This is a genomic window from Vibrio panuliri (genome assembly GCF_009938205.1).
Lineage (GTDB): Bacteria > Pseudomonadota > Gammaproteobacteria > Enterobacterales > Vibrionaceae > Vibrio > Vibrio panuliri.
This window is the reverse complement of the sequence record NZ_AP019654.1, coordinates 202415-215501: the sequence shown is the minus strand read 5'-3', so window position 1 is coordinate 215501 and position 13087 is coordinate 202415. Positions and strand designations below refer to the sequence as shown.

Here is a 13087-nt window from a genome sequence, read left to right as displayed (position 1 = left end):
CGAGAAATGAACGTTTTAGTCACAGGTGGTACTGGTTATATCGGAAGCCATACCTGTATCCAACTTATCGAAGCTGGCTTTAATCCTGTGCTACTCGACAACTTGTACAACAGCAAAAAAGCCGTACTCGAAAGAATTAAGCGCGTGACGGGTGTTGAACCACTGTTTATTCAAGCCGATGTGCGAGATAAAAACGCACTTATCAACGCACTGCAAGCCAACAATATCGAAGCCGTTATCCACTTCGCTGGCTTAAAAGCGGTAGGCGAGTCGGTAGAAAAGCCTCTCGAATATTACGACAACAACGTACATGGCACCTTAGTACTTGCCGATGCGATGCGCGAAGCGGGTGTAACTCGACTCATTTTTAGCTCTTCAGCGACCGTATATGGCGACCCGGCGTCGGTGCCAATTACTGAATCATTTCCAACCAGTGCGACAAATCCTTATGGTCGCAGCAAACTGATTGTTGAAGAGTGTTTGACCGACTTCCAAACCGCGAATCCAGATTGGAGTATTACGCTACTGCGCTATTTCAATCCTGTTGGCTCTCACCCGTCAGGATCACTGGGTGAAGACCCACAGGGCATTCCAAATAACCTGATGCCGTATGTTGCACAAGTCGCCGTTGGTCGTCGCGAATGTGTGTCAGTGTTCGGTGATGATTACCCGACGCCTGATGGCACTGGCGTACGCGACTATATCCACGTTATGGACTTGGCAGATGGTCATATTGCTGCACTTAAGCACGCTGGCTCGAAGCCAGGTTTGCATGTCTACAACTTAGGTACCGGTAACGGCTACAGTGTATTGGATATGATTGATGCCTTTGCGAAAGCAAGTGGAAAACCAATACCGTACCAGTTTGTTACTCGCCGTCCGGGGGATATTGCAGAATGTTGGGCAGATCCGAGCAAAGCACAACGAGAACTGCATTGGCAGGCAACACGCAATCTTGAAGAGATGACGCGAGATGCTTGGCGTTGGCAGTCAAGCAACCCACAAGGTTATCCTGAAGATTAGCCTGACACTTAAAAAAGAAAAGGCATACCAAGATGGTATGCCTTTTTCTTTCAATCAATAATCACGACTAAGCTACTGTGATTCTTTCCAAATCGCGCAAGGTTCGATTTTTGCTCGTTGCAGTTTGTGCTTATCTCGCTCTGCATCACGCTTAAGTTTGTAAGGTCCAAGTACTACGCGGTACCAAGAGCTACCCTCTTTTTTGCGCACTTCACTGCTAATGCCTTGGAAAGCAATATCCAACTTGCGAGCTTCAGCCTGCTCAGCGTTCTTGTACGCTCCGCATTGCATAATATAAGGAATCGCAGAGACCACTTGCTCTTTAGCCTTCACTTCCACTTCACGGTTAGGCAGGCTATCTACATAGTCCCACTTTTCTTCCGGTGGCGGCGGAATCACTTTTTCAGCTTTAGGCTTGGTCGGTTTTGTTTTTTGAACAACGGGCGCTGGCGGTTCGGGATCTTGACTTAACGTATATAGACCAAAACCAAAGCCAACAAGTACCACCAACGCGACTAGACCACTGCGCCATGGTTTGCGCTTTGGGGTCGGTTTCTTCTTCGCGGGTCTCTTACTGGCGCCACGTTTTACGTAATCTCTACTTGCCACAGTTGTACTACAAAATCAGTGAGTTCTCGCAATATCTTAATCTAGAACGCTATTGGATAATAGCGTCACTACCATTTCCTGACTGAATGAAGTGGAAACTTTGACACAAGATGGCAAAAAATAAGCAGTGTGGTTAGGGCTCAACATAACGAGCCCAAACACTCACGCTGCTATCTCTCAGTCAATATTGATGAGCTAGACAACTCTTGGTGGCGCGGCACTCTTGCGTACCACCAAATTGGTCTCTAGAAGTCGTGAACCAGTACGAACATCATGGCCACGTAAGATCTCCAACATCATTAACATCGCTTGACGACCAATCTCATAACGAGGCTGAGAAATCGTCGTCAACGGTGGATCGCAGTATTGAGCAAACTGAATATCATCAAAGCCAACGACGGATAAGTCTTGCGGTACACGCAGGCCTAAACGCTTCGCTTCTTGAATTGCTCCAATAGCCATTGCATCGTTGTGACAGAAAATTGCAGTGGGTGGTTCAGGCAGGGTTAACAACTGACGTACTGCTTTGGCGCCATCTTCAAAACTAAAATTACCATGAATACTGTACGACGGATTCATGCTGATCCCAGCACGACGTAGTGCTTGCAAGTACCCCTGCTGACGGAACTGGCACAATGCCGCATCTTGCGGGCCAGAAATCTGGGCGATGCGTTTATGACCGAGTTGAGTCAAGTAGTTGACCACTTCAAACGCAGAAGTCAGGTTATCAATATGAACGGTTGGTAGCTCGAGTTCAGGAGCGAACTCACACGCCATCACCATAGGTGGAAGGTTCTTTTGCTCGGGCTTGCTAACATCAAAGGGCAAATCCGTTCCAAGCAGCAACATACCGTCAGCTTGCTTAGTAAAAACCAGATTCACAAAAGAGTTCTCGCGTTTTTTCTGCTGAGCACTATCACCGAGTAACACAATATAGCCATGCTCCATTGCGGCATCCTCTATCCCGCGAATAATCTCGGTATAGTATGGATCGCAGATATCAGGAACGATCGCGATGATGGTTTTGGACTCATTGCGGCGTAAGTTTCGCGCAAGTGAGTTTGGTGAGTATCCAGCTTCCAGTACTGCATCTTCGACGCGTTTACGCGTTGCCGATGAGACTTTTTCGGGATTCATCAGCGCTCTCGAAACCGTCGCTGTTGAAACCCCTGCGAGCTGGGCAACATCCTTCATTGTCGCCATAAATGTAACCCTCTTAATTTTCCCTTGTTAGCGGCCGAGACCACCCAAGCCTGATTAATATTGATGAACTGAATGTTCACTTCTTTATTGTTTCTAACTCATAATGAAACCAAATTCGTACATATTCTAATCATGTATTCACTATGATGCGTAATGCTACCTGTACTAGTTTATTTATTTCGCGCCATAAAGTTACGGGAGAATTAACAAAACCCAACCTAACTACGAGATTTACGTCACAAAATTACTTTCTTGTTCGGTAAACATGACATATTAAAATGGCAACTAGCTTAAATCTTGCGGTTCTATATCTAGCGACCAGCGTACCTTTTTGCTATTAGGCAACAACTCAATAGCTGGCTTAGCACTGGCGAGTAGACGCTGCATCATTGGTCTTGTTTGTGTCTGCAGTAACAACTGCCAGCGGTACTTACCCGCTTTTTTTGCCAATGGAGCAGGAGTGGGGCCTAATACTTGGCAATACTCATCAAACAGAGGATGCGCTTCCAAGGTATAACGAACCTGACGCAAAAACTCCTCGACTAACTGGCTATTGCCCGCTTCTGCACGAAAGAGTGTCAGATACGTATATGGGGGCAACATGGCAAATTTACGTTCCTGTAATGCCGTTTGCGCAAAATGACGATAACTCTGATTAAGCAATGCTTGCAGCAAAGTATGCTCTGGGTGATGAGTCTGTAAGATCACCTCTCCCGCCTTACTTGCTCGTCCAGCCCGACCTGCCACTTGAATAAACAACTGAGCCAAACGCTCTGATGCTCTAAAGTCACTACTGTACAGTGAACCGTCAACATCCAGCAATGCGACTAAAGTGACATCTGGGAAGTGATGCCCTTTGGCAAGCATTTGTGTACCAATCAAAATTTGGTACTCACCCTTACGAATCGCCGTTAACGCGCTTTCTAAACTGCCTTTTCGACGCGTGCTATCACGGTCAATTCGCACGGCTTTGTAATCAGGAAATAGTGTTTTAAGCTGGGTTTCAAGCTGCTCAGTTCCTACCCCCACCGTCACCAAGTTGGTGGAGCCACAACCTTGGCATTGATGAATAACCGGCTGCTGAGAACCACAATGATGACAACGAACTTCATTACTGTATTGATGATAGGTGTAATAGGCATCGCAACGCTTGCACTCCGCAATCCAACCACATTCATGGCACATTAGCGCGGGTGAAAAACCACGGCGATTAAGAAACAGCATTACTTGGTTGCCAGCGCTTAAATGCTTGCGCATCTCAGCAATCAAAGGAGCAGACAAACCACTCTCAAGATACAGCCCTTTAACATCCAGTACTTTGTTGGTCGTGGGTTTTGCATTACCCGCTCGTTGTAACAGCTCAAGATGATGGTACTTACCGCTCAACGCATTATGCAGAGTTTCTAGTGCGGGAGTGGCAGAGCCCAGTACAATAGGGATCTGCTCTTTGTTTGCCCGCATCACCGCTACATCTCTGGCGTGGTAACGCAAACTATCTTGCTGTTTATAAGAGCTATCGTGCTCTTCATCGACAATAATAATGCCAAGAGTTGCAAACGGGGTTAACAACGCAGAGCGAGTACCAATCACAATGCCAGCCACTTTATCGCGAGCACTAAGCCACGCATTGAGACGTTCAGTCTCATTTAAACCAGAATGAATCACTTCCACTGGTACATTAAAGCGCTGACGAAAACGGTTGATAGTTTGCGGGGTTAAGCCGATTTCAGGCACTAAAACCAGTGCTTGCTGTCCTCTCTCGAGTATTGGTTTGATCAGGTTCAGATACACTTCGGTCTTACCAGAGCCTGTCACCCCCTCTAATAAGTAACATCCAAACCCTTGCGCACTGTTGACGGTGGCAATGGCGACCGCTTGTTCCTGATTAAGTTTAGGTTTGTCGACATCGGACTCAACATTCGCCGGCCAAGCTTTGACGGTCGGCTTCTTCTCGATCGACTCAACCCAACCTTTGGCTTGCAACGCTTTAAGCGTGGTTCCTGAAATATCCTGACCCAGAAGTTGTTGATGCGATATCGCACCATGCGCCAAGGCGCGCATTGCACTCTCTTGCTTAATTGCACGACCAAAGCCATGCACAAACTGGTTTTTACCGCTCTCAGTTAACTGCCATTCGACCAAAGTAGAAAAGTCCGCCGCTTTTCCTTTTCGCAATGCTGTCGGCATCGCATTGGCGAGCGTATCACCGAGAGGGTATTGATAAAACTGACTACACCATTTGAGTAGTTGGTAGAGCGATTCAGGCCAGACAGGTTGACTATCCAATACCGACTTGATCGGCTTTAGCTGATTTTGGCTAAATTCCGAATGGTTAACTAATTCAGTCACAATACCGATAAGGGTTTTCGGTCCAAAAGGCACAGACACACGCCCGCCGATCACCGGAAAAAGGTGATTTGGGATGAGGTAATCAAATTGCTTATCCAGCGGAACTGGCAAAGCCACCCGAGCAATGGTAGGACGCATATATAGGTTAATCAGTATTGAGTTAGAAATCTCACTCAGTCTAAAGCAAAATGCTAGGTGATTCTATTTCCCCTACCGATTTCAAGCCTTATCGAGGTGGCGAGTATTCACAGTTGTCATTTATCTGGTAAAAGCCCATGACTGCAAGACTCGGTTGTCGCCACCCTTAGAAGGGGGAATTAACGCAAGCTAACAGGGAATCCAGCAACCAACTCTGGCTAATGGCGAAAAAAGTAGCAATAATTTAAGCAAACCTGTTGATCCTCACTGGCGGATTCATTACTATACTGCGCCTTAGCATTATGGCTTGGTGCATAATTCTCCAAGCGGTATGCGACACTTTTTATTAACTACGTGTGGTGTCCGGCTTAGAATCGGATAGCGACACGGCCTATTTGAGGTTTTCCCATGAAAGTTGGTATTCACCCAGAATACAAAGCAGTACAAGCTACTTGCTCTTGCGGTAACTCTTTCGAGTTCAACTCTACTCTAGGTAAAGATTCAATCCACCTAGACGTATGTGACAAGTGCCACCCATTCTACACTGGTAAGCAACGTATCGTTGATACAGGCGGCCGTGTTGATCGCTTCAACAAGCGTTTCGGTGCTCTATCAAGCGGCAAGAAGTAATTACTACTTTTTTACCGATTCCAAAAAGGACGCTCAGGCGTCCTTTTTTTGTGCCTACTGTTCCTCTGCTCTTCCTTACCATTCTGCGATCTAGCTGGTCTTATCAGCCTCTAAAATCTCTATAATAGTTATTTCTCTCACATTCTAACCTATGCAGCTTGACTCGCTGGGTATAGAATAACTTTTGCTCAACAATTAACTACAACGAGAAACAACTCTATGTCAGATGACCAACCGCAAGAATTGACCGCTGAAGAACAGTTCCGCCAACAAGCTCTTGATTACCACGCCCTTCCTACTGCAGGTAAAATTTCAGTCGAACTCACCAAGCCTGCCGAAACGGCAAAAGATTTGGCGTTGGCTTATAGTCCTGGTGTGGCAGAACCGGTGCGTGAAATTGCCCAAAACCCAGACAATGTCTACAAGTACACCTCAAAAGGCAATATGGTTGCGGTAATTTCCAACGGCACAGCGATTCTTGGTCTCGGTAATTTAGGCCCTCTGGCATCCAAACCTGTGATGGAAGGCAAGTCACTGCTTTTTAAACGCTTTGCAGGTTTAGACTCTATCGATATCGAAGTGAAACATCGCACAATTGAAGAGTTCGTCGACACAGTCGCAAATATTGCAGATACCTTTGGCGGCATTAACCTTGAAGATATAAAAGCTCCCGATTGTTTTGAAATTGAGAAACAGTTAATCGAGCGTTGTGATGTACCTGTCTTTCATGACGATCAGCATGGCACAGCCATCGTGACTGCAGCAGGAATGCTTAATGCCATTGAACTGCAAGGCAAGAAGCTTGAAGATGCGACTATCGTCTGTCTTGGCGCAGGTGCGGCTGCCGTGGCATGTATGGAGCTGTTGATTAAATGCGGTGCGATGCGTGAGAAGATCTACATGCTTGATCGTAAGGGCGTTATCCACACTCGCCGTGATGATCTTAATGAATACAAAAAGCTGTTCGCCAACAACACCGATAAACGCACCTTAGAAGATGTGATTGAAGGCGCGGACATTTTCTTAGGTGTTTCTGGCCCGAACTTGATGCCACAAGATGCTTTAAAACTGATGGCCGATAAACCGATTGTGTTTGCTTGTTCGAACCCAGATCCAGAAATCAAACCTGAACTGGCTCATCAAGTTCGCGATGATTTGATCATGGGTACTGGACGAAGTGATTATCCTAACCAAGTTAACAACGTATTGTGTTTCCCGTTTATTTTCCGTGGTGCATTAGATGTTCGCGCAAGTGAAATTAACGATGAGATGAAACTGGCCGCAGTCGAAGCGATTCGCCAATTAGCAAAAGAACCCGTACCAACCGAAGTTCTTGCCGCAGCAGGAGTGGCGCATCTAGAATTTGGTGCAGAGTACATTATTCCAAAACCGATGGATCACCGTCTTCTACCTCGCGTAGCAAAAGCCGTTGCACAAGCTGCTGTTGACTCGGGGGTGGCACGTATTGATATGCCTGAAGGGTATATGGCATAGCCATGCGGTTTAGCTAACTTTTCCATCGTTACCTTATATTGTCATTCTCAAGAGTGAGGAACGAACGAGTTGGGGGATCTCTGGCTTAATCTAGCAAAACAAGATTCCCTACTCGCGCTACGCGCTCTATGGAATGACAAATTGAGGCATGGACGCTCTACGAAATGAATAGTTGCGATTCTCAGCTCGAAAATCTTTGCTCTGAAAAACAAAAACCGCAGTTTTCAGCTGCGGTTTTTTAATGCTTTGATTTTCGCATAATCTGAACTGGTGCTTTAATTCAGATATCGCAATAAGATGCTAGCGATTACTCGTCAAATGCTTCGAACTCAATACCCATTTCCGTCATTAGCTGTTTCGCTTCGGTTGGAATATCGTCAGGTCGGTCTTTGCGCAGATCTTCATCCGTCGGCAACGGTTGGCCAGTGTATGCATGGAGAAACGCTTCACATAGCAGCTCACTGTTCGTTGCATGGCGTAGGTTGTTAATCTGACGGCGAGTTCGCTCATCAGTTAATACCTTCAATACTTTTAATGGAATTGAAACTGTAATCTTCTTTACTTGTTCGCTTTTCTTTCCATGCTCAGCATATGGGCTAATGTATTCGCCATTCCAGTCTGCCATTGCGCACCTTCATTATTGTTAGTCATAGATAATTGCCACCTATAATTTTAGCGGCTTTTAAGGCTACAAGCAAAGACATTTAGACATCTGGACTTCTTGACGTCTTATTTTTTGAGAAGTAAAGTAGAGTGAATGGATTGTGAATGTGGTGTATTGGCTAGGTATATCGCATTCAGAGTGACAAGTCACTATAGTTTGTAAGGAAACACTTATGAGTACCCGCAAGCCTGCTACTATTGCAGTTCGCACTGGCATAGAATCAGACACCCAACATCATGCTGTGGTTCCCCCCATCTACCTCTCTACCAATTATGGTTTTCCCGCTTTTGGCGATGTACCTCAATATGACTACACCCGTTCGGGTAACCCAAACCGTGGTTTACTAGAGCAAACCCTGTACGAATTAGAATCGGGGCAAGGTGCTGTCATTACCAACTGCGGAACCTCGGCATTGAACTTATGGGCAACCGCCTTTTTAGGCCCTGATGATCTTATTATTGCCCCACACGATTGCTATGGCGGCAGCTATCGCCTGTTTAATACTCGCGCTCAAAAAGGAGACTTTAAGGTTCTGTTTGTCGATCAGTCCGACCCACAAGCTCTGGCTGAAGCATTAGAGAAAAAGCCCAAATTAGTGCTAATAGAGACGCCATCGAACCCCCTCGTTAGAGTGGTAGATATTGAACAGGTCTGCCAGCAAGCACATGCTGTCGATGCACTTGTTGCGGTCGATAATACTTTTTTGACGCCCGTATACCAAAAGCCTCTAGAGCTTGGCGCTGACTTTGTTATTCACTCAACAACTAAGTTCATTAATGGTCATTCGGATGTCATTGGCGGAGTGATTGTAACCAAAACAGAACAACATGCCGACGATCTCTCATGGTGGGGAAACTGTATCGGTGCGACAGGGACACCATTTGATAGTTACATGACTCTGCGTGGCTTGCGTACCCTAAGTGCACGTATGCGCGTCCATGAAGAGAGCGCAACGCAAATCCTCGACTACCTAACAAAGCACCCAAGTGTGGGCACGATATTCCATCCGAGTTTGCCTGAACATCCAGGACATCAAATCGCCCTGAAACAGCAATCAGGGTTTGGCTCAATGCTAAGTTTTGAGTTTGCAGGTAGCTTTGAACAGCTGAAAACGTTCGTCGGGACACTTAAGTTATTCTCACTCGCCGAATCTTTAGGTGGAGTAGAAAGTTTGATTTGTCACCCAGCTTCAATGACTCATCGAGCGATGGGAGAAATTGCCCTTGCCGAAGCTGGCGTATCTCAACAGTTATTACGTCTTTCAGTTGGTCTGGAAGACGTGCAAGATCTTATTAGTGACCTTGAACAAGCCTTCGACGTAGCCGTTCGTGTGGCTGTGGAGGAAAAATAAATGAGCGTGGAAAGACAGCTGCATAAATTTGGTGGCAGCAGTTTAGCAGACCCAGAATGCTACCGACGAGTCGTCAATATTCTTAAAGAATATTCTAAGCAAGATGACTTAATCGTCGTCTCAGCAGCCGGTAAGACAACCAATCGGTTGATTGAGTTTATTGATGGACTACACAAAGATGGTCGATTAGCACACGAGGCGCTGCAAGAGCTAAAAAAATTCCAGTTAGATTTAATTGAACAATTGCTTGAGGGAGAAGAGCAGCAAACACTCACCGCTCAACTCAATGATGAGTTTAAGCTACTAGGCGAATTGACCGCCCCACTCTCTGACGCGGAGCAGGCTTGTATTCTTGGTCATGGTGAAAGCTGGTCTTCACGTTTATTGGCTGCATTACTAAACCAAAACCAGCTACCAGCAAGAGCACAAGACTCCCGCGCATTTTTGCGCGCAGAAGTAGGCACGCAGCCTGAAGTTGATCGCGGAGCTTCTTACCCACTGTTTAGAGAAATTCTCGCCCAGCACGCTCATCACCGGGTGGTCATCACGGGCTTTATGGCACAAAACCAACAAGGACAAACCGTTTTGCTTGGGCGTAACGGCTCTGACTACTCTGCGACTGTCATTGGTGCCTTGGCCGAGGTGTCGCGAGTCACCATCTGGAGTGATGTCGCGGGTGTCTATAGTGCCGATCCTCGTTTGGTATCCGATGCGTGTCTGCTCCCACTATTGCGTTTAGATGAAGCCAGTGAACTGGCTCGCCTTGCTGCACCTGTATTGCATAGTCGCACCCTCCAACCTGTCGCACAAAGTACGATGGATTGTCATTTAAGATGCAGCTATGAGCCTGAAGCGGGCTCAACTCGCATAGAACGCGTATTAGCATCAGGGCGCGGAGCCAAGATAATCTCTTCGCTTGATGATGTGCTAATTATCGAACTTCACTTCGCTTCTGGTCACAACTTCCAGCGCCGACAAGAAGAAACCTTAGCCAGTTTAACCCGCGCTCAGCTCGAACCTCTCGCTTACGAGGCACAAGATGATCAGCATTGCTTGCGTTTAACGTATACCGAGGAAATTGCCGGCGGTGCATTAAGCTTCTTGCAAGACTGTGCAATAGAAGCGGAAATCAAGCTCAAAGAAGGTTATTCGATGGTGGCAGCTGTGGGTGCAGGGGTAACCAAGAATCCCAACCACTGCTATGGCTTCTACCAACAACTGAAATCCGCACCAGTAGAGTTTATCTGTGAGTCTACATCTGGGCTAAGTTTGGTTGCTGTGTTGCGCACCATTGATACCGATCCATTAGTGCAAGGTGTTCACAGCCAGTTGTTTCAAGCTCAAAAGCGAGTTGCCATTGCCTTATGTGGCAAGGGGAACATCGGCAGTAGTTGGCTAAACTTATTTGCTGAACAAAAAGTCGAGCTCGAAAAACGTCGCGGAATGAACTTTGAGTTAGTGGCGATTATTGACAGTCAAACCTATTGGTTTGATGCCAATGGCATTGATGCCTCTCAAGCTAACGCACGCTTTGATACTGAAGCCGTCGCCTATCAACCAGGCGAGTGGATTGAGCGTTTGGGCGCGATTCAAGACTACGATGATGCGGTAGTGATTGATGTGACAGCAAGTCAAGAGCTTGCCGAAAGCTATGTGGATATAGCCGAGCAAGGCATGCATTTGATCTCTGCGAATAAAGTCGCGGGCTCCGCCTCAAGCGAGTATTACCACCAAGTGCAAGATGCATTTGCCAAGATTAATCGCCATTGGCTCTACAATGCCACTGTTGGTGCGGGCTTACCTATCAATCATACCGTGCGCGATTTACGCGAAAGTGGCGATGAAATCGTCGCGCTCTCTGGTATTTTTTCTGGCACTTTGTCTTGGTTATTTCAGCAATACGATGGCTGTGTGCCTTTTGCAGAGTTGGTTGATCTAGCTTGGCAGCAAGGTTTAACCGAACCCGATCCGCGCCATGATTTAGATGGTTCAGATGTGATGCGCAAACTCGTTATTCTTGCTCGCGAGTCAGGACTCACCATTGAACCAGAAAGCGTCAAAGTAGAGAGTTTAGTGCCGGAAGAGTTAGTTGATCTGCCCCTCGATGACTTTTTAGATAACGGTCATATCTTGAGTGAGATGTTGGCAGAACGACTAAGTAAAGCCCAACGAGAAGATAAAGTACTTCGTTACGTCGCCAGACTCGAAAAAAATGGCAAGGCAAGCGTCGGGGTTGAAGCCCTGACGCCAGAACACGCTTTAGCTAACCTGCTTCCTTGCGACAACATTTTTGCGATTGAAAGCAAATGGTACAAGGATAACCCACTCGTTATACGCGGTCCGGGGGCGGGGCGAGAGGTGACTGCCGGAGCAATACAGTCCGACTTGAACTTACTCTCTAGTCAACTTTAACCTGTGTATGAAGGTGTCGCGATAAATGCGACACCTTTTTTATGAGCGCGACCAAATAGAAGTATCCGCGCCTGAAGTCGGTTGAGATAGCAACTTGAGGAAAGCTAATTATCAACTTGAATATAATTCATAATCACTTTATTGACTTCAAACTGTATTCAAGACATTCTGTGGACATATAGACGTCTAAACGTCAAAAGGATTTTGTTTATAAGTGGCAGAGGCAGCCGCAACAGGGAGAGTAAAAATGGGATACACGCACGCTAGTCATATCGACGCCTTGAACCAAAATATTGCTGAGCTTTCAGACAATATCAACGTCTCATTTGAATTTTTTCCTCCTAGCAGCGAGAAGATGGAAGAAACCCTGTGGAACTCCGTACATCGTTTAAAAACCCTCAAGCCAAAGTTTGTTTCGGTCACTTATGGCGCTAACTCAGGTGAGCGAGATCGAACCCACTCGATCATCAAAGAGATCAAGTCAGCGACTGGTTTAGTAGCGGCACCACATTTAACGTGTATTGATGCCTCTCGAGAAGAGTTGATTCAAATTGCCGACGATTATTGGTCTAACGGCATTCAAAGTATTGTAGCACTGCGTGGTGATATTCCACCCGGTGGTGGTGCGCCAGAGATGTATGCCTCCGATCTGGTTGAACTACTCAAGTCACGCCACGATTTTGATATCTCTGTCGCTGCTTTCCCTGAAGTACACCCTGAAGCTAAAAGTGCTCAAGCGGATTTGCTCAACCTAAAACGCAAAGTCGATGCTGGTGCTAGTCGCGCAATTACCCAATTCTTTTTCGACGTAGAAAGCTATCTGCGTTTTCGTGACCGTTGTGTTGCCGCAGGCATTGATGTGGAAATTGTGCCGGGGATATTACCCGTATCAAACTTCAAGCAAGCCTCACGCTTTGCCGCACAGAACCATGTCAAAGTGCCGGGCTGGATGGCTAAGCAGTTTGAAGGGCTCGATGATGACCCAACGACACGACAACTGGTTGGTGCAAGCCAAGCACTAGATTTGGTAAGAATTCTAAGCCGTGAAGGCGTAAAAGACTTCCATTTCTATACGCTAAACCGAGCAGAGATGACTTACGCACTTTGCCACACCCTTGGCGTTCGCCCTCAAGCATAAGCTCGTGCTCTGCTTCTTGAAGGTCAGCCTTGTGCTGACCTTTTTGCCACCTATAACCCAAAAGCCAATTAAGCGG

10 protein-coding genes are annotated in these 13087 nt (G+C 46.6%); 6 read left to right on the top strand and 4 right to left on the bottom strand.

All coding sequences use genetic code 11. From position 1 onward, the window contains the following. Window positions 1–6 precede the first annotated feature (6 nt). Window positions 7–1023 (top strand): UDP-glucose 4-epimerase GalE, encoded by a 1017-nt coding sequence (gene galE / locus GZK95_RS00995; RefSeq protein WP_075714637.1) that lies wholly within the window; start codon window positions 7–9, stop codon window positions 1021–1023. Between the two features lie 72 nt (window positions 1024–1095). Here the strand turns inward: galE and GZK95_RS00990 are convergent, their stop codons facing one another. From GZK95_RS00990 to priA, 3 genes are all read right to left on the bottom strand, one after another. Beyond that, a complete protein-coding gene (locus GZK95_RS00990; RefSeq protein ID WP_075711175.1) occupies window positions 1096–1632 on the bottom strand; it encodes an SPOR domain-containing protein in 537 nt (178 codons plus the stop codon). 195 nt (window positions 1633–1827) lie between these two features. After that, entirely contained in the window at window positions 1828–2853 is a 1026-nt protein-coding gene (cytR, locus tag GZK95_RS00985) for a DNA-binding transcriptional regulator CytR (RefSeq protein ID WP_263862215.1), read from the bottom strand. A gap of 267 nt (window positions 2854–3120) precedes the next feature. Next, entirely contained in the window at window positions 3121–5322 is a 2202-nt protein-coding gene (gene priA, locus GZK95_RS00980) for a primosomal protein N' (protein WP_075714635.1), read from the bottom strand. 408 nt (window positions 5323–5730) lie between these two features. Between priA and rpmE the strand changes: the two genes are divergently transcribed. After that, window positions 5731–5952, top strand: coding sequence for a 50S ribosomal protein L31 (gene rpmE, locus GZK95_RS00975; protein ID WP_075711169.1), 222 nt, complete (start codon window positions 5731–5733; stop codon window positions 5950–5952). Between the two features lie 219 nt (window positions 5953–6171). Further along, window positions 6172–7446: a malic enzyme-like NAD(P)-binding protein gene (locus GZK95_RS00970; RefSeq protein ID WP_075714633.1), complete on the top strand. Its 1275-nt coding sequence runs from the start codon at window positions 6172–6174 to the stop codon at window positions 7444–7446. Between the two features lie 307 nt (window positions 7447–7753). On the opposite strand, the gene metJ is transcribed toward GZK95_RS00970, so the two are convergent. Further along, complete coding sequence (gene metJ, locus GZK95_RS00965; RefSeq protein ID WP_075711165.1) at window positions 7754–8071, bottom strand: met regulon transcriptional regulator MetJ; 318 nt, start codon at window positions 8069–8071, stop codon at window positions 7754–7756. 211 nt (window positions 8072–8282) lie between these two features. Here metJ and GZK95_RS00960 point away from each other — a divergent pair, with 211 nt between their 5' ends. From GZK95_RS00960 to metF, 3 genes are all read left to right on the top strand, one after another. Beyond that, entirely contained in the window at window positions 8283–9461 is a 1179-nt protein-coding gene (locus GZK95_RS00960; protein WP_075714631.1) for an O-succinylhomoserine (thiol)-lyase, read from the top strand. Then, window positions 9462–11873, top strand: coding sequence for a bifunctional aspartate kinase/homoserine dehydrogenase II (locus tag GZK95_RS00955; RefSeq protein WP_075711161.1), 2412 nt, complete (start codon window positions 9462–9464; stop codon window positions 11871–11873). A 247-nt stretch (window positions 11874–12120) separates the two neighbouring features. Then, window positions 12121–13011 carry a methylenetetrahydrofolate reductase gene (gene metF / locus GZK95_RS00950; RefSeq protein WP_075711159.1) on the top strand — a complete coding sequence of 297 codons (891 nt, stop codon included), beginning with the start codon at window positions 12121–12123 and terminating at the stop codon, window positions 13009–13011. Window positions 13012–13087: the final 76 nt, after the last annotated feature.

Bases quoted from the DNA above. Each gene is read 5' to 3' on its own strand.
- GZK95_RS00970 (WP_075714633.1), top strand. From the start codon at position 6,172: ATGTCAGATGACCAACCGCAAGAATTGACCGCTGAAGAACAGTTCCGC.
- GZK95_RS00955 (WP_075711161.1), top strand. From the start codon at position 9,462: ATGAGCGTGGAAAGACAGCTGCATAAATTTGGTGGCAGCAGTTTAGCA.
- priA (WP_075714635.1), bottom strand. From the start codon at position 5,322: ATGCGTCCTACCATTGCTCGGGTGGCTTTGCCAGTTCCGCTGGATAAG.
- metF (WP_075711159.1), top strand. From the start codon at position 12,121: ATGGGATACACGCACGCTAGTCATATCGACGCCTTGAACCAAAATATT.
- rpmE (WP_075711169.1), top strand. From the start codon at position 5,731: ATGAAAGTTGGTATTCACCCAGAATACAAAGCAGTACAAGCTACTTGC.
- galE (WP_075714637.1), top strand. From the start codon at position 7: ATGAACGTTTTAGTCACAGGTGGTACTGGTTATATCGGAAGCCATACC.
- GZK95_RS00960 (WP_075714631.1), top strand. From the start codon at position 8,283: ATGAGTACCCGCAAGCCTGCTACTATTGCAGTTCGCACTGGCATAGAA.
- metJ (WP_075711165.1), bottom strand. From the start codon at position 8,071: ATGGCAGACTGGAATGGCGAATACATTAGCCCATATGCTGAGCATGGA.